Annotated in this window: 25 protein-coding genes and 1 pseudogene; 19 read left to right on the top strand and 7 right to left on the bottom strand. The window is 61.8% G+C overall.

Annotated features, from left to right (window positions below):
* Window positions 1-3: 3 nt before the first annotated feature.
* The 9 genes from ACVW1C_RS09245 to ACVW1C_RS09205 all read left to right on the top strand — a co-directional run bounded on the left by ACVW1C_RS09245 (window position 4) and on the right by ACVW1C_RS09205 (window position 8,261).
* On the top strand, window positions 4-453 hold the full coding sequence (locus ACVW1C_RS09245; RefSeq protein WP_456758156.1) for a hypothetical protein: 450 nt from the start codon (window positions 4-6) through the stop codon (window positions 451-453).
* A gap of 800 nt (window positions 454-1,253) precedes the next feature.
* Complete coding sequence (locus ACVW1C_RS09240) at window positions 1,254-1,550, top strand: hypothetical protein (RefSeq protein WP_456758155.1); 297 nt, start codon at window positions 1,254-1,256, stop codon at window positions 1,548-1,550.
* Between the two features lie 3 nt (window positions 1,551-1,553).
* A complete protein-coding gene (locus ACVW1C_RS09235) occupies window positions 1,554-2,000 on the top strand; it encodes a hypothetical protein (protein WP_456758154.1) in 447 nt (148 codons plus the stop codon).
* Window positions 2,001-2,230: 230 nt separating this feature from the next.
* Window positions 2,231-2,863 (top strand): hypothetical protein, encoded by a 633-nt coding sequence (locus ACVW1C_RS09230; protein ID WP_456758153.1) that lies wholly within the window; start codon window positions 2,231-2,233, stop codon window positions 2,861-2,863.
* Between the two features lie 15 nt (window positions 2,864-2,878).
* On the top strand, window positions 2,879-4,738 hold the full coding sequence (locus ACVW1C_RS09225; protein ID WP_456758152.1) for a phage major capsid protein: 1,860 nt from the start codon (window positions 2,879-2,881) through the stop codon (window positions 4,736-4,738).
* A gap of 389 nt (window positions 4,739-5,127) precedes the next feature.
* The gene (locus ACVW1C_RS09220) at window positions 5,128-5,472 is read left to right on the top strand and encodes a DUF2190 family protein (protein ID WP_456758151.1); all 345 of its coding nucleotides are present in this window, start codon (window positions 5,128-5,130) and stop codon (window positions 5,470-5,472) included.
* A 59-nt stretch (window positions 5,473-5,531) separates the two neighbouring features.
* A complete protein-coding gene (locus tag ACVW1C_RS09215) occupies window positions 5,532-7,601 on the top strand; it encodes a hypothetical protein (RefSeq protein ID WP_456758150.1) in 2,070 nt (689 codons plus the stop codon).
* A 146-nt stretch (window positions 7,602-7,747) separates the two neighbouring features.
* On the top strand, window positions 7,748-7,993 hold the full coding sequence (locus tag ACVW1C_RS09210) for a hypothetical protein (RefSeq protein ID WP_456758149.1): 246 nt from the start codon (window positions 7,748-7,750) through the stop codon (window positions 7,991-7,993).
* 31 nt (window positions 7,994-8,024) lie between these two features.
* The gene (locus tag ACVW1C_RS09205; protein ID WP_456758148.1) at window positions 8,025-8,261 is read left to right on the top strand and encodes a hypothetical protein; all 237 of its coding nucleotides are present in this window, start codon (window positions 8,025-8,027) and stop codon (window positions 8,259-8,261) included.
* Between the two features lie 28 nt (window positions 8,262-8,289).
* Here the strand turns inward: ACVW1C_RS09205 and ACVW1C_RS09200 are convergent, their stop codons facing one another.
* The 4 genes and pseudogenes from ACVW1C_RS09200 to ACVW1C_RS09185 form a co-directional block, all read right to left on the bottom strand.
* Window positions 8,290-8,757 (bottom strand): hypothetical protein, encoded by a 468-nt coding sequence (locus tag ACVW1C_RS09200; protein ID WP_456758147.1) that lies wholly within the window; start codon window positions 8,755-8,757, stop codon window positions 8,290-8,292.
* Between the two features lie 12 nt (window positions 8,758-8,769).
* Window positions 8,770-9,185 (bottom strand): annotated as a pseudogene (locus ACVW1C_RS09195) (hypothetical protein).
* A 130-nt stretch (window positions 9,186-9,315) separates the two neighbouring features.
* Entirely contained in the window at window positions 9,316-9,966 is a 651-nt protein-coding gene (locus tag ACVW1C_RS09190) for a hypothetical protein (RefSeq protein ID WP_456758146.1), read from the bottom strand.
* 367 nt (window positions 9,967-10,333) lie between these two features.
* Window positions 10,334-10,798, bottom strand: a complete 465-nt coding sequence (locus ACVW1C_RS09185) for a YybH family protein (protein ID WP_456758145.1) — start codon at window positions 10,796-10,798, stop codon at window positions 10,334-10,336.
* Window positions 10,799-11,456: 658 nt separating this feature from the next.
* Here ACVW1C_RS09185 and cnbZ point away from each other — a divergent pair.
* The 8 genes from cnbZ (at window position 11,457) to hemC (ending at window position 18,916) form a co-directional block, all read left to right on the top strand.
* Window positions 11,457-12,209 carry a 2-amino-5-chloromuconate deaminase CnbZ gene (cnbZ, locus tag ACVW1C_RS09180; protein WP_456758144.1) on the top strand — a complete coding sequence of 251 codons (753 nt, stop codon included), beginning with the start codon at window positions 11,457-11,459 and terminating at the stop codon, window positions 12,207-12,209.
* A 124-nt stretch (window positions 12,210-12,333) separates the two neighbouring features.
* A complete protein-coding gene (locus ACVW1C_RS09175; protein WP_456758143.1) occupies window positions 12,334-13,926 on the top strand; it encodes an FAD-dependent oxidoreductase in 1,593 nt (530 codons plus the stop codon).
* A gap of 77 nt (window positions 13,927-14,003) precedes the next feature.
* A complete protein-coding gene (locus ACVW1C_RS09170) occupies window positions 14,004-14,333 on the top strand; it encodes a c-type cytochrome (protein ID WP_224942922.1) in 330 nt (109 codons plus the stop codon).
* 19 nt (window positions 14,334-14,352) lie between these two features.
* Window positions 14,353-14,841, top strand: coding sequence for a Rid family hydrolase (locus ACVW1C_RS09165; RefSeq protein ID WP_456758142.1), 489 nt, complete (start codon window positions 14,353-14,355; stop codon window positions 14,839-14,841).
* A 143-nt stretch (window positions 14,842-14,984) separates the two neighbouring features.
* Window positions 14,985-16,403: a M20/M25/M40 family metallo-hydrolase gene (locus ACVW1C_RS09160; RefSeq protein ID WP_456758141.1), complete on the top strand. Its 1,419-nt coding sequence runs from the start codon at window positions 14,985-14,987 to the stop codon at window positions 16,401-16,403.
* The gene (locus tag ACVW1C_RS09155) at window positions 16,403-17,221 is read left to right on the top strand and encodes an aspartate dehydrogenase (RefSeq protein WP_456758140.1); all 819 of its coding nucleotides are present in this window, start codon (window positions 16,403-16,405) and stop codon (window positions 17,219-17,221) included. Before ACVW1C_RS09160 ends, ACVW1C_RS09155 begins: the two co-directional genes overlap by 1 nt.
* Window positions 17,221-17,841, top strand: coding sequence for a bifunctional nicotinamidase/pyrazinamidase (gene pncA / locus ACVW1C_RS09150; protein ID WP_456763029.1), 621 nt, complete (start codon window positions 17,221-17,223; stop codon window positions 17,839-17,841). Before ACVW1C_RS09155 ends, pncA begins: the two co-directional genes overlap by 1 nt.
* 103 nt (window positions 17,842-17,944) lie before the next feature.
* Window positions 17,945-18,916 (top strand): hydroxymethylbilane synthase, encoded by a 972-nt coding sequence (gene hemC / locus ACVW1C_RS09145; RefSeq protein WP_456763028.1) that lies wholly within the window; start codon window positions 17,945-17,947, stop codon window positions 18,914-18,916.
* 8 nt (window positions 18,917-18,924) lie between these two features.
* Here hemC and ACVW1C_RS09140 read toward each other — a convergent pair whose 3' ends face one another.
* The 3 genes from ACVW1C_RS09140 to ACVW1C_RS09130 are packed head-to-tail and all read right to left on the bottom strand — an operon-like array spanning window position 18,925 to window position 21,469.
* Window positions 18,925-19,614 carry a DUF1045 domain-containing protein gene (locus ACVW1C_RS09140; RefSeq protein WP_456758139.1) on the bottom strand — a complete coding sequence of 230 codons (690 nt, stop codon included), beginning with the start codon at window positions 19,612-19,614 and terminating at the stop codon, window positions 18,925-18,927.
* Between the two features lie 20 nt (window positions 19,615-19,634).
* Window positions 19,635-20,807 carry an alpha-D-ribose 1-methylphosphonate 5-triphosphate diphosphatase gene (locus tag ACVW1C_RS09135; RefSeq protein ID WP_456758138.1) on the bottom strand — a complete coding sequence of 391 codons (1,173 nt, stop codon included), beginning with the start codon at window positions 20,805-20,807 and terminating at the stop codon, window positions 19,635-19,637.
* A 14-nt stretch (window positions 20,808-20,821) separates the two neighbouring features.
* The gene (locus ACVW1C_RS09130) at window positions 20,822-21,469 is read right to left on the bottom strand and encodes a transferase hexapeptide repeat family protein (RefSeq protein ID WP_456758137.1); all 648 of its coding nucleotides are present in this window, start codon (window positions 21,467-21,469) and stop codon (window positions 20,822-20,824) included.
* Window positions 21,470-21,679: 210 nt separating this feature from the next.
* Between ACVW1C_RS09130 and phnC the strand changes: the two genes are divergently transcribed.
* Both phnC and phnD read left to right on the top strand, forming a co-directional pair.
* The gene (phnC, locus tag ACVW1C_RS09125) at window positions 21,680-22,495 is read left to right on the top strand and encodes a phosphonate ABC transporter ATP-binding protein (RefSeq protein ID WP_456758136.1); all 816 of its coding nucleotides are present in this window, start codon (window positions 21,680-21,682) and stop codon (window positions 22,493-22,495) included.
* A 75-nt stretch (window positions 22,496-22,570) separates the two neighbouring features.
* The gene (gene phnD / locus ACVW1C_RS09120; protein ID WP_456758135.1) at window positions 22,571-23,500 is read left to right on the top strand and encodes a phosphonate ABC transporter substrate-binding protein; all 930 of its coding nucleotides are present in this window, start codon (window positions 22,571-22,573) and stop codon (window positions 23,498-23,500) included.
* The last annotated feature ends 50 nt before the right edge of the window (window positions 23,501-23,550 follow it).

The raw sequence follows: 23,550 nt of genomic DNA, 5'->3' as shown, positions 1-23,550 counted from the left end.
AGCGTGAGCAACATCATCCATATCTCAGACTTTCGCAACCGTCGCGCGGTTGCAGCTTTACAAACTTGCCCGGCGGACTACGTCTCTGCTGTGAAATGGGCGGGCGGGGACTTCGATCGCCTTGTCCACGTGTGCAAGGATCGTGGCTATCGTCCCGGATGGATCACCGAGCAATTCGGCGGCGGAGCGAAGCGCCTCTCGCCTTCCCAAGCCGAGAGCATAGCGCGACTTCGGCCGATTGCTGGACCGCCTCACCTTAATCACCGCTTACGGTGGATTTTGTACAAGCTGGCCGATGGCGTAACTGACGACGCACTGGTCGAGGCCGCGCAAACCGCAGCTCCATACGCCAGTTGCAAGGACGTTTCCTATTGCGTCGCGAACGATCTCCGCAAGATTGAAATCCTTCTCGACGACGGCGACATCTCGCTTCCGCTGTCGAAAGCCATGTGATGCTGCGCCAGCAAAACCCATGAGAGATCACAAATGACCGAACTTACCGTCGCTGTTGGCGACCGGCTCATAATCGAAGCCACCGACCGTAGATGCGTCGTCAACGTCACCGGCTCCGCCCGCATCACGGCCAAGACCGATCAGCACCTTTGCGCATCATGCGGCTGCTCAATCGCGCCGAGCCGGACGACTTGCTCTGGTCGCTGCCGCACGAGGCTGCACAGGTCGCGTCGTGACAAGTCAGCCCCGTCACATGTGACGAAGCGGCAAGACGAACTTGACACTGATCGCCGCACCCGCTGCCATCCCCCATCGCAAATGGAACGCTTGGCGAGGCCGCTCAGAGCTTGGCCCGTTCGGCTGGGCACCGATACCGGGCAGACAATTTAGCGCATCCGCGACTCGCGCTGACTCGGGAACACGCCCTCCGACGAGTGATGCTCGGTACCCGCTGCGCCAGCACACCAGAGAGCCGCGAGAGAGAGCGCCTCCTCTCTCCCCAGAATTAACGCAACGCTACACCATTCGTGAAGCCAACCATGACGCAGAGGAAGCGAGCACCACCAGCCACGACTGGCCCGGTAAACGGCAGCCTATCGCCGCTGTAATAACGCAAAAGGTTCTTCGACGGGGGAGGGCCGGAGTGGGTCACGCGCCAGCTCGGCATGTCCCAACGTATGGGAACTCATAAGGGCCAACAGTTCCATGATGACAAGTTCCATGCCTCTTAATTCGCAATCATACTTCAATGCAAGGAACGCTTTACGATGAGCTCATCTGACGTTCTCGACGACCGCATGATGCGGACCCTGCTCAAGCCTGAGATGGCCATTCTCAATCGCGCCGTGACCGAAGCGCTCGATCCTGCAGTCGCCAAGCTCCCGCCGTGCTCCGCGCGGGATCGCGTCATCAGGGCTGTGAAGGCGATTAAGCGGGATATCCGCCGGCTCCCGCGCAGCATCGCGAGACATCGTATCGATATCGATGATGCCGACGCTTTCAAGTCAGCGCTGGCGACAGAAGTTGGACGCCTCGTCGCCACGTTCGTCGAGATCGTGGAGCTGTGCAGGCATGAGGGCAAGCGGTTTGAGAACTGACCGATGAGTAGAACAGCAGCCGAGAGCAACCTCGTTCATGAGCTGAGGCGCTGCCAATCCGAGCTTGACCATCTGAAGGACGAAAACACGATCCTGACTGCTGAGAATGAGCGCCTGAAGGCTGATCTAGAGGCGGCGCGGAGCGCTCTAGCACATGGCGGCCTTGATGCAGTCGGAGCGAGCATCGATCGTCTGGCTGGTCGCGGAACGACGTGGATGCCGTTCGCCGCGATGGCGAGGCGGGTACCGAGCGAGATCGCGGCGCGGTCAACGATGCTTCGCTGGTGCGAGAACTTCCTCGAAGGCAGGACCGGACTTGGCCTGATCATCGTCACGTCCCGGCAGGCTGGGATCAATGCCCGGATTGAAGTTGACGTTGAGTCGTTCTGGGACGGCGTAGAGATACAAGCTTACCGCCGCCGCATTCCATTCACCCGCCCGCCGACGTGAAGGCTTGTCAAGGCGTTTGACAAGTTTTGACAAGTTGGCTTCGCTGGACTTGTCGGAGGCTTGACTTTTGGCCTATAAAAATTCTGGACGCGCGCCCAAGCACGCCGACAACTGTATGCGTAGCGCGAAATTAACCCGGCCATCCTCGCGGATGGCCGGGTTTCTTCTTTTCCGGGGATGCCATCAAGGCAGTCCCTGACACCCCCACAAACGTCTCAAAGAGGACTACCATGAACGTCATCAACCCGTTTAGGCGGGCGAAACCTGATGCCCGCATGATCGAACTCGACGGGCTCAAGAACAAGCGCAACGACCTCGCCGACCAGCTCAGCGCCGCTACCGCGAGGCTGGAGCATATGCTCGCCAACGCATCCGCGACTGACGATGCGTTGAAGCTCTCCGATGAGCTGGCCGTCGCGCAGGCCCGCGTCAAGGGCATCACCACGGTCTTGAGCGCGACTGAAACTCGTATCGCCGAGATTGAGTCGGAGATCGACGCTGCCGACCGTATGGCGAAGGCGAACACCGCCGTCACAGAGATCGAAAAGAACCACAACGAATTCGTTGCCAAGCTCGAAAAACTTGTCGCTGCTATGCGCGACCTTTCGCCTTCCGCCGATCGTGTCGGCGTTCACGCCATGGTCGCGAGGGAGATCGCGGTCATCCTGCACCGGTTGACTGAGGAGTTGCCGCACTCAGCGCAGAGCATCGCCGATGAAATCCGCTTCAAGTGCTCGATGCTGATCGAAGAAGCGTCGAAACCGAAGCCGAAACCCGCCACGACAGCAATGGTGACGAAGTATCGCCCGTTGCAGACTTCGGCGGACATCACACTGCATCCGGCAATTGAGCGGGTGCTCTAACCGAGATCATTCAACATGAAACTTCCCACGAAAGGGCAGCGCCTCGCGCAGACGACGCTTAGCGCTCCCAAAAGTTACGATAGCAAGGCGCGCACGGTCGAGGCCGTGATCAGCGTAGGCGCTCCCGTCAAACGCTTCTTCGGTACCGAGAAGTTGGAAATCAGTGCCAAGGCAGTCGATCTTTCGCGACTCGCGTCCGGCATTCCTCTGCTCGACAGCCATCAACAGACTGGCATCGACAACCATCTTGGACGCGTCGTCAGTACCCGCATTGATGGCGGAAAGCTCGTCGGTGTTGTCGCATTCGACGATACCGATCGCGGTCGTCAGGCAGAAGGCATGGTTGCTCGCGGCGAGATCAAGGGAATTAGCGCCGGTTATGTCGTCGATCAGTGGCGGATCACCGACGAAGACGGTCGCGTAATCGATCCTGATGTTGAGCGCCTTCGGAGCGATCAGGATTACACGTTCACGGCGACGAGATGGATGCTCTATGAAGCGTCGCTCGTCAGCGTTCCTGCCGATGCAAGCGCAATGATCCGATCTGCCGAAGATATCACAGACGATGAGGCTGCGGACTTCAGCACCATCACCGATGCCGAAGTCGCCGCGATGCCTCCGCATGTCCGCGCTGCATTCGAGAGAATGCAGGCTCGTCAGCGCATGCAAATCCGGCAGCAAATGATCAATGCACGCGCAGATGCGCTCGATGCACTCGATCGAGACAACGACGTTGCCGATCAAAACTTTATCGCTCGCATGATCGAGCGCGATGACGACGCGCGTAACGCGCTCTTGGAGAAACGAAATATGACTGTAAAAATCCTTCGCGATGAGCGTGACGGCGTCGCCGATGCGATGACCTTGGCACTCGTCGAAGGCATCTTGAGTGGCCGTTCCGCTTCGCAGGCTATCGCCTCATCGATCGTCGAACTTGCCGCGCATGCGGTTGGCTGGCGCGGCAATCGCTTCCTTAGCGCACCAGTGTCCGCGCAAATCCTTGAGCGTGCCTTCAGCAGCACGTCCGACTTCCCGTCGATCTTCTCGAACGCGCTCAACAAGGCGCTGCTCGCCCGCTACCAGCTCCACGCCCCGACCTACCGCGAGATCGCGGCGGAGCGCTCGTTCGTCGATTTCCGTCCGCACCCGCAGGTTCGCGCTGGCGACTTCCCGCAGTTGCAGCCGGTGCTTGAAAACGGCGAGCTGCAGTACGGCAGCACCACGGACAACAACGAGCCGATCTCGGTCAAGCCCTACGGCGTCATCTTCACCATCTCGCGTCAGATGCTGGTGAACGACGACCTCGGCGCGATCGACCAGATTTTGGGCTCCGCTGGCGACATGGTGCTCGTGTTCGAGAACGTCACGTTCTACAATATGTTCAACTCGAACCCGGTCCTCAATCAGGACGCGACTGCAGTGTTCGCCACTGCGCACGGCAACCTTGCCGCCGCTGGTGCTGATCCGTCCGTTGCGACGATTGGCGCTGGTCGTCAGGCTCTCCGTCAGATGAAAACCATCTCCGGCAACCTGATCAACGTTCCGCCGTCGATCATCCTGACCGGCCCGGCACAAGAAACCAACGCCGACCAGATGGTGACCACGATCACCCCGACGCTGACCACCTCGGTAAACCCGTTCTCGGGTCGGCTGCGGAGCGTGTCGGACGCAAACATTACCGACAAGTCTTGGTACCTGCTCTCTGATCCAGCGCGCGTCCCGAACTTCATCTACGGGTTCTTGGCTGGCTCCGCTGGTCCCCGCGTTCGCGCCTTCGAGCCGTTCGGCGTTCAGGGCGTGAAGGTCTCGCTCGAACACGACTTCGGCTGCGGCGCGATCGACTTCCGTGGCGCTTGGAAGTCGCCGACGTTCTAGTTAACCGGCGCAATTCGCCCGACGATTTTCTCTTGTCTGGGTCGTCGGTGCGCCGGTTACTCCCAGCGTAGGTCTTAGGCGAAGCTACCTTTCGCTGGGTACTCGCGAGGGCGCGCTTGTTTCGCTTTCTTCAAATTCACGAAGCGTATCGCGCTCTCGCAATCTTTTTCCTGTTCACACATCTCCCGATTATGTCGGGGTTCCTGCTTCCCCCGACAAATCGGTCGAGGCGCGGGAAGTCCACGGTCCTAGGTCAATCATTCCGCTGGACTTCCCGCCTGCTCGTTCAGTCCTTTAATTCGACATCAATGCGCATTCCCCCAATCGCGCGATCCAACGCTGTCGATGGCGACAGGCGTCGTAAAATACACACGGAGTAAACCTTCAAAATGCAAAATCAAGTTCAGAAGGGCGACGCAATAAACGTCGTCGCCCCTGCCGGTGGCGTTGTTTCCGGCAACGGCTACCTCTTCGGAAGCATGTTCGGTGTCGCTGGTGTCACGGCTGCGGCTGGTGTTTCGTTCGCGCTGTGGCTCGTCGGCGAATACACCCTCGCCAAGAACTCCGCTGAGGCGTGGACTGTCGGCGAACTCATCTACTGGGACAACACCGCCTTCCACTGCACATCGTCGAGCAACACCGGTGCTAACAAGCTCATCGGCGTCGCGACTGCAGTTGCGGCCAACCCCTCCTCGACTGGTGACGTTCGCCTCAACGGCGTCTTCATCAGCTAACTGTCACCTTCAAGCTCGGCATTTGATGCCGTGTAACACACCTTTTTGAGGATTAAGCAGTGTCAGAACAAGACGTGATGCGCCTCGTCGCAGAGGTGGTCGATAAGTCTAGCGGTGTCCTGAAGAAAATTCAGGCCAGTTTTAAGTCGCTTGGCGAAGACGCTGGCAAGGCGCACGACGTAGGGAGCAAGGCAGCACGAGAGCACGCTAAGCGCATCGCGGAGCTTCACGAGCGCATCGAGAAGACCAAGGATTACATCAGCGACGCGCTAGTGCCGACGTTAGCAACCCTCGGCATCACCTCTTTCGGTGTCGGCGAGGCGGTCGGTACACTCGCCGATAAGATCAAAGCCGCGTCCGAAAAGTATCAGGCGTTGAACGACACTATCAAGCGCGGGCACGTCTCGTCCCAGTTCGTGCAAGGGATGAGTGATGCATTCTCACGCCTTGGCATGGATGTCTCGAAGGCAAACGACTTCGTTGCTGAGACCGGCGAAACTCTCGACAAGCTCCGGCGCGGCAACGCTGCCGAGATGCAGCGCCTCACCGATACGTTCGGCAACACCCTGCCGTGGCTGGAGAAGGTAGTCTCCGGCGCGCGGAACTATCAGGAAGCCGCCGAGCGCATCATGAAGGCGCTCACCGATACCCGCATCCCGATCGACCAGCGCCGCAAGCTGGCGGAAGCCTTCCACATCGATCCCCGCATCGCATCGAAGAACGGCGAGGAGGTTGGCGAAGCGCTCTCGAAGAGCATGGCTGAGGCGGTCAAGCATGGCCTCAACATCGAAACGTTAAGCAAACTTGATGACGCCTACACCGAGTTGGGCATCCGTCAGCAACAATTCTGGAACGATCTGATCAACGTCTTCGGTCCCGGTGCCGTCACCGTACTCAATCAAGTGCGTGATGCCATCACCCCGATCGAAAAGCAGATTAATAGCGAGCTGCGCGATGCACAGGCGATCTATCGTGTGTGGGTGAAGATACTCGACTTCGACGACAAGTTCAGCGGAGCTGTCAGGCACGGCCTTGGACTTGATGGACAGAAGCCTGAAGGACTGAAGCCGGGACAGACCTCACCGAACGCCTTCGGTAACTGGTCTCCAGCGCAACGGCTCGCGGCTGGTATGAGCCCTATCTCATTCACAACCGGTGGTGACCGCAATAACCCGCTCTATCGTGGTGTCCGCGACGGCGTTCTCGACGCCTTCCGGCAGCTTATGGGGGAGAAGTCTGGCGGCTCTGCTGGCGGCTTCGTCAACGCCTCCTACGCCACTGGCGGCAGCTACGGCGTAGGCTTCAATAGCGGCCTCGCTGGGCGCTTCGGCGGATATGGTGGCGGACATGGCACCTCAGGGGGCTCCTCTGGCGGTTCTGATGCCGTCCCGGATAATGCCGGAGCTGGAACCAGCGGTTACGTCAACCCCGCATCAGGCCCGTTTGACCGGCACCGCTTCATCAAGGAGCTGCAGAGCAACACAGCCCTCCGCGACAAGATCATGCGGATCGCTGCCAATGAGCAGGGCCGCAATGCGGCTGGAACTCAGGCGGTCATCGAGAGCATGATGAACCGCGCCAATGTGCGCGGGACATCGCTCGCGGCGCAGGCCAGATGGCACGAGAGCGAAGGCGGCTACTACCAGCAAGGTACGATGGGTCGCGGCGCTCTGGAAAACCCGAAGTATCGGGCGATCCTCGAACGGTCATTGGCCGCAGCGCTGCACGGTGCCAACACGATCGACTACGCCACGGACAACTCGTCCGGGGGCTTGGCAGACCGCGAGCGCGCCACCGGCAAGTTCGTTTTCCATCGCAAGATCAACGGAGAGAGCTTCTTCTCACCGGGAAACGCTGAGATCGGCCTCGCTCGCCGATACAACGATCTGCGTCAGCGACTACTCGACCAAGACGCTGAACGATCGGCGCACGGCGCTCGCCTCTCGGATCACATCCGCAACCACATCAGGAGCGGCTCCGGAGGTGGCCATCTGGGTCACGCCAGCGTAAGCGTCGATTTCCACAACATGCCGAGAGGCACCCGCACATCGGCGAAGGTTAGCGGAATGTTCAAGGAGGCGAAGCTCAATCGCGGTCGCCCGATGGCGATGGCCTCACAGGATGGCTAACCGACTACTGAATTGCCTCTCGGCACTCATGGCGACTACCGGAATTGCACGCCATGTGTGCCGGGCGGATTATAGTCCAAAGACTAGTCCTGCGATGCGGCCGACTGCGGTAGTCCTCGACCCCAACAAAAAAATAGGAGGAACCAGTGATCATCATTCCCGGAGTCTTAGTTCTGTTAGTGATAGCTGTCGCGATCTCTCGCAGCCGCAGTCGCGAGCGGCTCTTGCGCGATCAACATAATCAGCTCCTCGCTACTCTTCGCGGAGACCAGCCGAAGCCCATTGAACGGCAGCTCGGCGCAGTTGAGGAATTCAGCAAAGTGCTGCGTCCGGTCGTACTCGTCATTATCGCGCTCGTGATCGCCTTCGCTGCTGCAGGCGGAGGCCACTGATCAAACTCATGACAATCAACACAGAAACGCGATGGCGGTCAGCAATGGCCGCCATTTTCATTTTGCAGGACCAACTATGAAGGCGACTGCCGAAGTCATCGAAGCTGTTGCAGCATGGAATGCCGCAAAAGCACTCTCCGCATGGGAAAGTGGCAAACTCACCGAATACGTCAGACTGATCCGTCAGGCTGATCGGCTTCGCGGTAATCAGCACCGGCATTACAGGCCAGCATCCCTCGCCGATCTTGCTGAGAAGTATAGAAGATGACCCCTCGAATATTCTTTCTCGTTATTGCCTATGGTCCATCGGGGCGAGCTTCCGGTTGAGACCGTTGTTCGTTCCAATGCTGCTGCCACGAGCCAAGCTGACTAACGAACTTTGCCATTTCCTCTTCAATCCACGCGAGTACCCTTTCGGCGTCCGCCAACACGAATTTTCCTTCGCCGTCTGGGCGCATTTTTCCGAGATGAAATACTTGTGGTTCGAGACGTGCAAACTTGCCGGCTAGATCATCCTTTCTCGATCGAAAGTCCCTAGCAAAATCGGAAGCTTTCAATTTTTCGGAATTTGTCAGGAAAGCCGCCAAATTACACGCTGCAACGGCAAACGCAGAATGATATGCGTTCCAGTCGAGGTAAAACGTGCCCCGCCGCTGCATTTGCTTAAGGCAATAACGCGCCATCTTTAGCTCATACGGCAAATGTTCGGCGAGCCACGCCTTCTGCTCGGCTGAAATCTGCTTTTCTTCTGTTTGCTTATTCAATGATCGTCTCCATCAACGCTCTCCCGACCACCATGTCGAGATGCCGGGCTCATAGCCGAAATCTTCGTCGTCCGTAACGCCACGAGATGGGTGCGCTTGTAGGGATGGCCCCGGACGGCCGAGCAGTCTTTGCAGCGCATGCGGCGCTCAAGCTCGTGGATGGGCGTCGTCTTGGGTCGGCGGATGATATCAAGGGCCACGGTCTGATGCGTCTCGCAACCGAGGCACTTCACCTCAAGATACCGGTAGCCAGCATTGAGAGCGTCACCCAGCGCAGGTGACGGCTGGGCAGGCCCCTGAAAGGCGAGCATACGGGCGTTCCATGCCTCGCAGGCCAATCGGTCGGCCGCCTTTCGCGACTCGGTGGCCCGCTCCGCTGCCGCCCGGACCGACGCGCCGTGGACGGACTCTCGTGATTTGCTCCCCATGCTGACAATCAAAGCGCGACGGCAGGCGCTCGGCAAAATATCAATACGTTGGTGCTCGGCAGTCCTGCGATATACCTGTGGTCGGGGTGTGGACAGGTCAATATTCTTGAGAGATTGTCCATTTCCCATCTCAGTCAGGAAAGCTGTTCTCTCTTGCTGAAAGCTTCTGCAGTAGCTCTGATTGCGACCTCTGTCGTTCTTCGCGCTCCTGCCTCGACGCAATTAGTACCTTCTGAAGGACACTATAGTAGTCGAACACGGGTTCAGCTTGACCCAGCTTGTAAATTTTTCGCAGCAATGCTGCGATCTCGTAAGCTTCGACTCCGCGAGCTGACGCCTGTTCATCGAGCGTAACCCCAAGGTCGTCCATGGTATACTCGGCGCAAGACTCAATGGCGTTCTGGCTTGCGCCAACTCGATTGGGAAACTCCAAACATCTGGCGAGCAGCTTCTTGTCTAAAGCTCGCCAAGCCTCGGTATCATCCGGTAGGTCGGGCATTCCGGGCAAATCGGTCCGCCAAGCTGGATAAGGCTCGTCCGGGGGCTCTACTGCATTCAAATTGTCAAAGTAAAAATCGCAACACTTGGAAGCGTAGCCCTCGAATAGAACCGCGAGACGCAAGGCGAGATAGGCGGCCTTTTCGTTCTTCTGTGTTTGATCCCGGTAAAGAGCCACGCCTCCTTGAACTGTCGCCGTCCCAAGCCCGGCTCCGATGGCAGCCTTCCATATCGACAACCAGTCCCAAGTAGCTGGGTTAAAAATCTCCAGAATATCAATCATTTTACGTCACGAGATCAGTCCGCGCTCAGTCGCCATGCGACGGGCACCGACTTCGAGGTAAAGCCGCGCTGCCTTGATAGCTTTTTCTCGGTTAGGCCCTTCCATGAGGCGCTGGAAGCGCGCTCTGCGCCACTCTTCAACGCGGCGTAATCGACTTAGCGTTGACGACTGTTCAACCGTGATAGCTCGTTTGCCGTTGCCCGGCATGTACTGCACTCTCCCTGCATCCCGTGGTTGCGATACTACGACCATCGCGCGCTGTGATCAACAACGGCTGGAGCGAACTTTCGTAGTGCTTGTTGGAGGTTTCACAAAAGGGAAGTCGCAGGTAGGAAACGGCTTCCCTTTCTGACGTTGCCGGATGGGCTTATTGCGCGGCCTTCGGAGGCGGTGCTTTGGGGAAAGCCGACAGCATCCGGATTTTCAATTTTCCGCCCTCACGAACGTCCACCGAGGTCCAACGACCGCCATTCTCGATAGGCGCACCGCTCTGGTTCTTCCCCGTGATCCGCCATTCACCCATCGCGAGCGCTCCGTCAGCTCCCAGTGGCCAAACCTGATCAAGTGTTATTTCCTCGTGATCAAATCCCGCCTTGAACGCACCTTTGTAGAACTCCGCAATATCGGTGCGTGGTCCTACTGGGTTAATGTGCATTCCCCCCTTTGCGAAGAGCGCGGCAATCCCGTCAGCATCCTGCCGGTTGAAGCTTTCGGCATATGCAGAGCCGATCTTTTGCACCTCCTGTTTGAGGCTTTGGTCTGCATCGGCGGCTACCGCTGACGTTGAGAATGCGACGAGTAGTGAGCACAACAAGACGTAAGAAACTCGCATCGTGTCCTCCAGTACAAATAATTTCGTTTTTTCGGAAAATGCCGCTCTCACCGCGAAAGCAGATCAAATGAATAGCATGGCGGCCCGCCGCCCGCTCCTCCAACTCGAAATAAACGCGAAACTAGGGGTTACTACGTAGGCCCAGCTTGACGGGCTGTAGACCCGTCGTTCCGAAGGCCGGGATAGGTTCCGGCCATGGCAGCACCAAGGAGCCCGGCTGGCTGAGTCGCCCATGCGTTAAATCCTAGCACCCCGCCAAACGAAACGCCTCTCAGCGACTCTCTAAACGGCTCCTAAGAGGGTGCCACACATAAGAAAAGGCCGGTCACGAGGACCGGCCCGGTTATGGCGACTTCAAGCCGCCAATCGTATCAGGAACTCGCCATCTATATTTGTGGGCTCTGTCAATACCGGGCACCCGGCTTTCCCTGCGCCCTCTGTTCTCAGAGCGGCGAAACGAAGCGCAGTGTCGTCCCTGCGAAAGCAGGGACCCATAACCACGAATGGTCATTGTTGATCGATGTTGGAACGACGAGTCCCTTCAACAATATCCGCTGCGGAGTATGGGTCCCTGCTTTCGCAGGGACGACAGCTGTGATGAAATCGAGCGCGACGTCATCGCAATCGCCGCATCACCGTGTTCACATCACGAGGCAACATGACCAACACCATCGAGGCTCCCGACGGCGGCTACCGCTTCATGCCCGGCGTCAGTCAGTATTCCTGCGGCGTCGGTGCGCTGCCCGGCTATGCCATCGAGCGGGTCAGGTTCTCCGAATCGGTGCCGTTGAGCGCGGGTTTTGAACGGATTGCCGATATCCTGAGGAGCGCGGGCCGTCCGTTGACGGCTTTCGCTGCCTGCGAACTGCGCTCGCCGGCGCCGTTCACCGAGGACGGGTTCAAGGCGTTCAACGAAATCTACATCAAGACGCTGATCGCCTGGGGCGTGATGCGCGACGGCGTCAATCCGGTGGCGCGCAGCAACGTTTGTCCAAAGCTCGATCCGCCCGCCGAGCCGAGCTTCCACGCCTTCTGCTACACGGTGCAGGCGGCGAAGGACGCGCCGACGAGCTTCGTCGTCGCCGGCAGCGGCGAGTCGGTCGAGGGCAAGGCCAATTATCGCGATCATACTGTCGCGCCCGGCGACACCAGCCCGGCCGGCATTCTGGCGAAGGCCAAATTCGTGCTTGGCGAGATGGAGCGCCGGATGAGCGCGTTCGGCGGCTCCTGGCGCGACACCACCGCGGTGCAGCTCTATACAGTGCACGATGCCTATCCGGTGCTCGAAAGCGAGCTCGGCCGCCGTGGCGTGCTTCGCAATGGCCTGACCTGGCATTTCGACCGGCCGCCGGTGGTTGGATTAGACTATGAAATGGACTGCCGGCGCGTGCAACTCGAACGCGTGGCGTGATGTATCGGTCGCGTGACGCATCAAAAGCGCGTGTGGGCGCATGTGTAAGCGCGTGCGCTTTCTTGACACGGGTCGCGTCAACCGTTTCCCTTCGCCATCGAAATCAGCGGCTGGGTGAACGCGGGTGCAGAACCAATCTGTGATCAGGCGGCGGGATTTGCTGGCGCTGATCGGGACCATCGCCGGCAGCTCGGCGATGTATCAGGCGATGACGAGCCTCGGTTTCGCATCCGAGTCCGCCTACAAGGGGCCGGTCAAGCTCGCGGGCGACGTGAAGGGCGCTTCGGTGCTGATTCTCGGCGCGGGGCTTGCCGGCATGACGGCGGCGCTGGAACTGCGCAAGGCCGGCTACAAGGTTCAGATCCTCGAATTCAATAGCCGCGCCGGCGGCCGCAACTGGTCGATCCGCGGCGGTGACAGTTTTACCGAGCTCGGCGGCTTCAAGCAGACCTGCCAGTTCGAGCAGGGGCTCTATCTCAATCCCGGCCCGTGGCGGATTCCCTATCATCACCGCGCGCTGCTCGATTACTGCCGCCGGCTCAACGTGACGCTGGAACCCTTCATCCAGCTCAACCACAATGCCTATCTGCACGCGACGCGTGCGTTCGACGGCAAGCCGCAACGCTTTCGCAGCATCAAGGCGGACTTCCAGGGCGGAGTGTCGGAGCTGCTCGCGAAAGTCAGCCAGCAGGGCCGGCTCGACGAATTCGTCAGCAAGGAAGACCAGGAGATCCTGCTGCAGGCGCTGCGCGAGTGGGGCGCACTGGATCGCGACTACAAGTACAATGCCAATCTCCGCTCGGCCGACGTGCGCGGTTATGCACGCGATCCCGGCGGCGGCCTGATGGGCGATCCGCTGCCCAGCGATCCGATCTCGCTGCAGGAACTGCTGCGGTCGCGGATGTGGCGCTATGTGCAGAGCTTCGCGCACTATGATTTCCAGACCACCATGTTCCAGCCGGTCGGCGGCATGGACATGATCGGCAAGGCGTTCGCGCGCGAGGTCGGCGATCTCATCCGCTATAATGCCAAGGTGACGCAGATCCAGCAGAACGGCTCCGGCGTCACCGTGAGCTATGTCGACACCGCCAGTCCGTCCGCGGTGCAGCAGGCGACCGCCGACTGGTGCATCTGCACCATCCCGCTGCCGATCCTGAGCCAGCTGCCCATCGACGTCAGCGGGCCGACGAAGAATGCGATCGATTCCCTGCCCTACGCCGCCTCGGTGAAGGTCGGGCTGCAGTTCAAGCGGCGGTTCTGGGAGGAGGATGAGGCGATCTATGGCGGCATCAGCTACACCGACCTGCCGATCCGGAATATCGGTTATCCGAACTATGGTTTCAACCGCGGCGGCCGTGGCGTCCTGCTCGGCGCCTATCTGTATGAGGGCGCCAATTCCTTCGAGTTTACGGCGATGACGCCGGCCGAGCGGGTCGCCAGCGCGGTCGAGTTCGGCGCCAAGATCCACCCGCAGTACAAAAGCGAGTTCGAGAACGGCGTCGCGGTGGCGTGGCATCGGGTGCCGTTCACGCTCGGCTGCGCCGGTGAATGGACCGAAGCCGGGCGGGCGCAGCATTACCGCAATCTCTGCCAGATCGACGGCCGCATCGCGCTGGCGGGCGAGCACGCTTCGCAGCTGCCGGCCTGGCAGGAGGGCGCAATCCTGTCCGCGCTCGATGCGATTACCCGATTGCACGAACGCGTGGTGAAGACATGATGGTGCGGACAGGAACATCGGTTATCGCTGCGCTGGCACTAATGTCGGCGACCGCAGCCTTTGGGCAGGACAGCGGGGTGACCAAGCGCACCTTCTCTTCAGGCTACCGTTTCGTGGAGATGACCGGCGAGGAGCTGTTCGGCAATGTCTGCCAGGGCTGTCACATGCCGGATGCGACGGGCGCGAGCGGCGCCGGCACCTATCCCTCGCTCGCCGGCAACAAGAATCTCGAGACCGGCAGCTATCCGATCTACCTCGTCGTCAACGGCCGCCGCGGCATGCCGGCGTTCGGCGACATGATGACCGATGGTCAAGTCGCCGCTGTTGTGAACTATCTGCGAACGCACTTCGGCAACACCTATCAGGACGCGGTGACGACCAAGGACGTCCAGGACGCCCGCCGCTAACCACTTTGGAGAGAGTTCGATGAAATTCATCGGTATCGTGTTGGGCGCCGCGCTGTCGGCGATGGCGACCGCTGCCTCGGCTGATGTGGTCAGGCATCCGATTCCCAACTCGACCTTCCCGATCGCGCAGGCCGTGACCGTCACCGGCAACACCACGACGGTCTATGTCAGCGGCCAGGTGCCACCGGTCGCCAACAAGGATGCCGATCCGTCTAGCCCGCAGGCCTATGGCGACACCAAGACCCAGACCGTCGGCGTGCTCAACCGCATCAAGGCCATTCTGGAAGGCCAGGGGCTTGGCATGGGCGATGTCGTCAAGATGCAGGTGTTCCTGGTGCACAACGCGGCTGCGCCGATGGACTTCAAGGCCTTCATGGAGGGCTACACCCAGTTCTTCGGCGGCAGCCAGCCGAACCTGCCGGCGCGCTCGGTGGTCGGCGTCGCCGCGCTCGCCAATCCCGGCTTCCTGGTCGAGATCGAGGTGATTGCGGCCAAGGAGGCTAAATAAGGACACCAAATAAGGACTCCAAATGGCGTGCGCGAAAGCGCGGAGCATGCGCGCGGAAATTGAAGGGCTCGCCGTCTTGCCAAAGCGCGTGCCGCCTGTCTGAATTCATCTCCAATCAGGTGGTGGAATTCTGGGAGAGCACGATGTCGCACAAGCCCCGAAACATGGTTCGAGCGCTGCAGATCGCGGCAGCGTTCGCTCCGCTCCTGCTCGCGTCCGGCGCCAGCGCGCAGGGACTGACCGAGCAGCAGCAATTTGCCCGCGGCATCTACCAGGAGCTGGTCGAGATCAACACGACCACCGCGACCGGCGATACCGAGAAGGCGGCGGAGGCGATGGGCGCGCGGCTGCGCGCGGCGGGCTTTCCCGAGGGCGACGTCCACGTGTTCTCGCCCGCCCCGCACAAGGGCAATCTGGTGGCACGGCTGCACGGCTCCGGCGCGCGCAAGCCGATCTTGCTGGTCGCCCATATCGACGTCGTGCCGGCCAACCGCGAGGACTGGTCGGTCGATCCGTTCAAGCTCACCGAGCAGGACGGCTATTTCTACGGCCGCGGCTCGAGCGACGACAAATACATGGCATCCGCCTTCATCACCAATCTGATCCGCTACAAGAAGGAGGGCTACAAGCCCGACCGCGACATCATCGTCGCGCTCGAGACCGACGAGGAGATCCTCGATGCCAACGGTCTCGGCGTGCAGTGGCTGATCAAGAACCACCGCGACCTGATCGACGCCGAGTTCGCGCTCAATGAAGGCGGCGGCGTCGGCCTGAAGAACGGCAAGGCGATCCGCAACAGCGTGCAGACCAGTGAGAAGGTCTCGATCGGCTACCAGCTCACCGTGAAGGATCGCGGTGGCCACTCGTCGCTGCCGCGCAAGGACAATGCGATCTATCGGCTCGCCGAAGGCCTGGTGCGGCTCTCCAACTACGACTTCCCGATGAATCTCAACGAGACGACGCGGATCTATTTCACGAAGACCGCCGAGGTCGACAAGTCGCATGCCGACGATATCAAGGCGATCCTGGCACCGCAGCCTGACCCGGCGGCGCTGGCGCGTTTGTCGGAGAATCCCGGCTACAACGCGCAGCTCCGCACCACCTGCGTCGCGACCATGCTGGAAGGCGGCCACGCCATCAATGCGCTGCCGCAGCTGGCAACCGCAAAGGTGAATTGCCGGATTCTACCCGGCGAGCCGGTCGAAGGCGTTCAGGCGACGATCGAGCGCGTGCTCGCCGACAAGCAGATCGAGGTGACCCCGACCGGCAAAGCCGTGTTGAGCCCGCCGTCGCCCTTGAACGAAGAGATCATGGGATCGGTCGAGAAGCTGTCGAAGGAGTTCTGGCCGAATGCCGAAATCGTCCCTGTCATGAGCACCGGCGCCACCGACGGCAGCTATCTGCGCAATGCCGGAATTCCGACCTATGGTCACTCAGGGCTCGGCGCCGATGTCGACGACAACCGGAACCATGGCAAGGATGAGCGCGTGCTCGTAAAATCATTCTACGAGGGCGAGGAGTATCTCTATCGCCTGGTCAAGATGCTCGCCGGCGGCAAATGATGGCTGACAGCAAGGCAAAGGCACGGGTTGCGGTCGCAGGCCTCGGCGCGATCGGCACCGATGTCGTCAAGGCGCTCGATCGGGGCATCGAGGGCCTGACGCTGGTTGCGGTGTCGGCGAACAGTCCGGACAAGCACCGCGGCTGGATCGCCGAGCTCAAGTCTGCGCCGAAGCTGGTGCCGATCGATGAGCTTGCCGAGCTCGCCGACATCGTGGTCGAGTGTGCGCCGAGCAAGCTGGTGCGCGCGATCGTGGCGCCGGTGGTCGAGCGCGGCAAGACCGCGGTCGTGCTCAGCGTCGGCGCGCTGTTGCAGAACGAGGACCTGGTCGACCTCGCGAAAGCGCATGGCGGCCAGATCATCGTGCCGACCGGCGCGCTGATCGGGCTCGATGCCGTGACCGCGGCCGCGGTCGGGACCATCCATTCGGCAAGGCTCGTGACGCGGAAGCCGGTCGCGGGCCTCATCGGCGCGCCGCATTTGGTCGAGAACAACATCCGGATCGATGACATCACCGAGCCGCTGCGCATCTTCGAGGGCAGCGCGCGCGATGCGGCAAAGGGCTTTCCGGCCAATCTCAACGTCGCGGTGGCGCTGTCACTCGCCGGCATCGGCCCTGATCGCACAAGGGTCGAGATCTGGGCGGATCCGACGGTGACACGCAACACCCACCGGATCGAGGTCGATTCCGATTCCGCGCGGTTCTCGATGATGATCGAGAACATTCCCTCGGAGAACCCCAAGACCGGCCGCATCACGGCGCTGTCGGTGGTTGCCTGCCTGCGCAAGCTGCGCGCGTCCTTGCGGATCGGAACGTGATGAAGATCCAGCCCGACGATCTCTTGCTGATCATCGACGTGCAGAACGATTTCTGCCCGGGCGGCGCGCTGGCGGTGGCCGACGGCGATGCCGTCGTGCCCGTCGTCAACCAGCTCGCCGGGCGCTTCGATCATGTCGTGCTGGCCCAGGACTGGCACCCGGCAGGCCACAGCTCGTTTGCGAGCTCGCATCCGGGCGCGGCGCCGTTCTCCTCGGTCACCATGCCCTATGGGCCGCAGACGCTGTGGCCGGATCATTGCATCCAGGGCACAGTCGGCGCCGCGTTTCATCCCGACCTCGTAACCGACCGGGCCGAGCTCGTGATCCGCAAGGGGTTCCGGGCCGCGATCGATTCCTATTCGGCGTTCTTCGAGAACGACCGCAAGACACCGACCGGGCTCGCCGGCTATCTGCGCGAGCGCGCTCTCAAGCGCGTCGTGATGGCCGGGCTCGCGACGGATTTTTGCGTTCAATATTCAGCGCTCGATGCGCGGCGGCTCGGCTTCGAGACCACGGTCGTGCTGCCGGGCTGCCGCGCCATCGATCTCGGAGGCTCGCTTGCTGCCGCCACGGCGGCGATGCGCGAGGCCGGCGTGGCGCTCGTCGAGGAGATTCCCTGAGCACGGTCGGGCCGGGGCAAAAACCATTGTTTTGACTAGCCTTTTGTTCTAATCCCCAGCCGTTGATGATCACGCCAGCGGAGCTTTCGTGTCGGGACAGGTTTTGCGGATAGGGACGCGCAAGAGCGCGATGGCGCTCGCGCAGACGGACGAGGTCGCGCGGCTGCTGCGCGCCTCGGCGGGCGACCTTGCCGTCGAGATCGTCAAGTTCGAGACCCGCGGCGACCAGGACCAGACCAGCAAGCTGTTGCGCCACGGCGGCAAGGGCGGCGCCTTCGTCGCCGAGATCCGCGAAGCGATGCGATCAGGCGCGCTGCAGGCGGCGATGCATTCGCTGAAGGACGTGCCGGGCAATGAGGAGACGCCGGGTCTCGTCCTCGCCGCGATGCTGGCGCGCGATGCCGCCAATGACAGCCTCGTGTTGCGGCCGGGCCTGACGCTGGATGCGTTTCGCGCCTCGCGCGGCAAGGGCTTCATGATCGGCACCAATGCCGTGCGCCGCGCCGCTTATCTGCGGCGGCTGTTTCCGGAGGCGACGGTCATTCATTTCCGCGGTGCCGCCGACACGCGAATTGCAAAACTCGATCGCGGTGCCAAGCAGCGGCTACCCGATGGCGGCGAGGTGGGGCCGGCGGATGCGCTGGTGATGGCGCGTTCCGGCCTCGAGCGCATCGGCATGACCGCGCGGATCGCGCATGATTTCTCCGTCGACGAGATGCTGCCGGCGGTCGGCCAGGGCATCGTCGCGGTCGAATGCGTCGAGACCGACTGGGCGACGCGGGCGCGGCTCGCCGGGATCGACAATGCGCAGTCGCGGCTTGCCGCCGAGGCCGAGCGCGAGGTGCTGTGGGTGCTCAACGGCCATTGCAATTCGCCGATCGCCGGCCACGCCACGCTCGCCGGAAACGAGATGACGCTGCGCGCCTCGGTACTCGACGAGGCCGGTGCCGGCTTCATCGAGGTGGCGCGGCGCGGACCGGCGAACCGGCCGCGCGAACTCGGCCGCGCCGTCGGGATGGAGCTGCTCGCGAAGGGCGCCGCCGAGATCATCGCCCGCACCCGGGTGGACGAGTAGCGCCGTCGCTACGCCCGCAACGGCCAGTTGCCGATGATGCGGAAGCGGGATGCGCTGTCGGCTTGCTTGAACAGCGCGATGCGGTCGATCGCAAGCGTCGCAAGGTCGATCGCCGCGAACCGCTCGCGCAGCCGCGCCACGATCGGGCCGCGCCGCTCCTCGCTCAGGCGTCCCGTCAGGGTCATGTGGAAGCGGAATTCCTCCATGACATAAGGATAGCCCCAGCGATTGAGATAGTCGCGCTGCCGCTGCGTGAGCCGCTCGGGCTTGCGCCGCGCGCGATCTTCCGGCGTCAGCGGTGCACGGAAGGTGTCGAATTCGGTGACGCAATCGGCGGCGAGCTGTTGCAGATCATCGGAGCGGCTCGCCGGGATCACGGCGATGAAGCCGCTGATGGCATCGACCACAGGCGCGATCACGGGAATGCGCCGCCCGCGCCCGGCGAAGGCAGCGCAGGCGTCGACAAGCTCGGATTCGTTCGCACCATCGGCGAGCGCAGTGGGTGCCTTCAGCGTGGCGTGAAAGCCGTATTTGCGCGGATCCTCCGTTACCTCGCGCCAGTCCGGCGCGACGCCGTCGGGAAACGGCAGGTCGTCGCCCGACACGGCGTCGTAGCCGAGCAGCGTCGAGCCGAAGCGGTGCAGGGCGCTGTCGGGCGACGGCGCATAATAGATCGCGTAGCGCGGAGTGTTGGCCATGGCAGCAGAATAGGTCCTGACTATGCTGCCGCAACCGTTTTGCGCGAGACGAGCGAGTGAACGAGGCAGCTCGCATCAGCCAGATGCACCAGCCGTCCGGCTGATATCACGGCGACGACGCGCGGCCGCTGCGGCACCTTGTCGTCGACGACGATGATGTCGGCGCGGCGGCCCGCGGCGATCACGCCGCGATCGGCCAGCCCGGCCGCGCGTGCCGGCGCCGACGAGATCAGACCCCAGGCCTTGGTAAGCGGCAGGATGCCATCGGCGGCGAGGCGGAACGCGGCGAGCAGCTGCGCCGGATAATAGTAGTCCGACGCCAGCACCGAGCAGAGGCCCTGTGCGATCATGTCGGATGCCTTGGTCCAGCCGGTGTGGCTGCCGCCGCGCACCACATTGGGCGCGCCGAACACGATGAAGTCGCCCGCGGCGGCGGCATCGCGCGCGGTCTCTTCATTGACGGGAAATTCGGCGATCGTGGCGCCGAGCGCGCGAAACTCCTGGCGCATCGCCGGGCTGTTGTCGTCATGCGAGAGCATCCGAATGTTCGCCGCGCGTGCTGCGGCCGCTAGTCGCGCGACCGAGGCGGGCACCGCGGGACGGCGCGCCACGACCCGATCGAGCATGTCGTTGACGGCCTCGATGGAGAGCCCGGCGCGTTCGGCCAGCTGATTGCGCTTCTTCGGCTTGACGTTGCTGTGGTCGTTGAAGGCGAACAGGTCGATGCGGCCTTCGGTGACCCATTGAATGATCTCGGCTTCGGCTTCGAGATTGTGGGTCTCGTGACGCAGGTGGAAGCGCGTATCGGCGGCGAGCTGCGGTCGCAGCGCCTCGATCGCATCGAGCAGCTTGCGCGCATTCTCCGCGCTGCGCAGGCCGGGCTCCCACGACCAGGTCGTGCCATGGAAGACGGTGGTGATGCCGTTGGCGATCGCCTGTCGGTCGCTGTCGATCAGCGCCACGTCGGTCGGGAAATCGACGCCGGGGCGCGGCATCATCTGCCGCTCGAACGCATCGCCGTGCAGATCGATGATGCCGGGCAGCACCAGCAGGCCGCCGGCATTGATGTGGAGCGCGGCGCGGCCCTGTTCGGCGTCGAGCGCGCCGATGTCGCGGCCTGAGGTCCGCAGCGAGATCTCGACCAAGGCACCGTCAACCAGCGCGCGTCCGCCCTCGATGAAAATGTCCGTCACGATACGGTGCTCCGTCATTTATTCCGTGATTGGGATACGGCCTCGACCTCGTACTTGTCGAGAAATTCCTCGACCGCGAGCGTGCGGAAGTCGGGCAGGACACGACGAAGTGTTTCGTGATCCCAGTCCCACCACGCGAGTGCTGTCAGGCGATCCGCTGCTGTCTCCGAGAAGCGCCGCTTGACCGGACGCGCCGGATTACCGGCAACGATGGTGTAGGCGGGCACATCCTTGGTCACGATCGCGCCGGCGGCAACCACTGCGCCGGTTCCGACGTTCCGGCCCGGCAGCAGGATCGCACCGTGACCGATCCAGACATCATGGCCGATATGCACGTGATGCGCACGTCGCCAGTTGAAGAAGTCGGTGTCGTCGCTCTCTCCGGGAAAATAGGCGCTGGCGCGGTAGGTGAAATGCGCCTGGGTCGCGCGATGCATCGGGTGGTTGCCGGGATTGATGCGGGTCATCGCCGCGATCGAGCAGAACTTGCCGATCGAGGTGTAGGTGATCTGGCTGTCGTTCACGACGTAGGAATAGTCATCCATGCTGACTTCAAGCAGGATGGTGCGCTCGCCGACCTCGGTATATTTGCCGAGCTTGCTCTCGCGCACCGACGCAGTCGGGTCGATCGTCGGCACAACCGAGAGTGTCTTTCCGGCCATCAGGGCCTCCGCAAATCTTGCAAATCGTTGGCTTCCGGGGAGATGCGGGTTCGTCATCGGGACGCTTGATGACAACATCATGACGTTACGATGACGTCAAACGAACGGCAGGGGAGGGGTGTGGACGATGGCCGCACTGCAAGGTCACGTCACATAACTGTCAAGCACCGGGGATAGCGATGGCCCAACGCGACGCGGTTGGAGCATTGCATGCTGGTGGTGGAAGGTTTGACGTGCCGGTTCGGCACAAAGGCCGCAGTCGATAACGCATCCTTTTCGATCGCGCCGGGCGGCTTTGTCGGCGTGATCGGCCGCTCCGGTGCCGGCAAGTCGACGCTGCTGCGGATGATCAACCGTCTCGCCGACCCGACCTCCGGGCGCATCCTGTTCGAAGGCACCGATGTCACCGCGCTGCGCGGCAAGGCGCTGCGGCAGTGGCGGGCGCGCTCGGCGATGATCTTCCAGCAATTCAATCTCGTCGGCCGCCTCGACGTGCTGACCAACGTGCTGATGGGCCGGCTCGCCCAAATCCCGTCCTGGCGCTCGCTGGCGCAGGTCTGGCCGGAGCAGGACAGGGCGCTCGCGCTGTCGGCGCTGGAGCAGTTCGACATCGCCCAGCTCGCAGCGCAGCGCGCCGACCAGCTCTCCGGCGGCCAACAGCAGCGTGTCGCGATTGCCCGCGCGCTGGTGCAGGAACCCGACATCATTCTCGCCGACGAGCCGATCGCCTCGCTCGATCCGCGCAACACCAAGATCGTGATGGATGCGCTGCTGCGCATCAACAAGCATTTCGGCATCACGGTGCTCTGCAACCTGCATTCCCTCGACTTGGCGCGAACCTATTGCGATCGCCTGATCGGTATGGCGGCGGGTCGCGTGGTGTTCGACGGCGCCCCCGCGGCGCTGACCGACCATATTGCCCGCGAGCTCTATGACCTCGAGGCCAATGACGTCATGGGCGCGGCACCGCTGCCCGTGCCCGATGGCGCAACTGCTCCGGCGCTCGGCACCGCAGCCGCGGCCTGAGCGGCGCATTTTCGAAAAGCAGGGCAACCGGGCATTTCGCCCGGCCAACAGGCGTAACTACCAAAGAGGGGTAACATGATCACTCGTCGCATCATTCTGGCCAGCGCCGCAGCGCTGGCATTCGCAGGATCGGCTTCGGCCGAGGACTGGAAGACCAAGTATCCGGAGATCACCTTCGCGGTGATTCCCGCCGAGAACGGCTCCGGCGTTACGGAGCGCTACGGCCCGCTCACCGAGTATCTGTCGAAGGAACTCGGCATCAAGGTGACCCTGCGCGTCGCCAACGACTACGCAGCCGTCATCGAGGGCCAGCGCGCCGGTAACATCCACATCGGTTACTACGGCCCGGCGTCGTTCGCCCGCGCCCGCCTCACCGGCGTCAAGACCGACGCGTTCGTGATCGACGTCAATGCCGACGGTTCGAAGGGCTATTATTCGGTGTTCTACGTGCTCGCCAAGAGCCCGTACCAGAAGGTCGAAGACCTCAAGGGCAAGAATATCGGCCTGGTCGATCCCAACTCGACCTCCGGCAACAACATGCCGCGTTTCAAGCTGAACCAGATGGGGATCGATCCGGAGACCTACTTCTCCAAGGTCGTCTTCACCGGCAGCCACGAGAACGCCGTACTGGCGCTGGCGCAGGGCACCGTCGACGTCGCCGCCAACTGGTGGAATGCCGACGATGATTCCAACCTGACCCGCATGCTCGCCAAGAACATGGTGAAGTCGAGCGACGGCACGCCGCTGAAGAAGGAGGACTTCCGCATCATCGTGAAGTCCGACCTGATCATCAACTCGCCCTACGCCTATCTCGAGAGCCTTCCCGACGACATGAAGGCGAAGATCAAGCAGGCCTTCCTCGACATGCCGACGAAGGATCCGGAAGCCTTCAAGAAGCTGTCCGACGGCAAGAACCGTCCGTGGCAGCCGGTCACCAACGCCGACTACGACAAGACCATCGAGCTGATCAAGTTCGTCGACGCTCTGCGCAAGAAGGGCTCCTGATCGCACGTTCGCCGCTGAATTGGGCCGGGTTTCGACAACCCGGCCCTTTT

It is taken from the genome of Bradyrhizobium sp. USDA 4011 (assembly GCF_054063415.1).
Note: the sequence above shows the minus strand (reverse complement) of the source record. Positions and strands in the feature narration are given on the sequence as shown.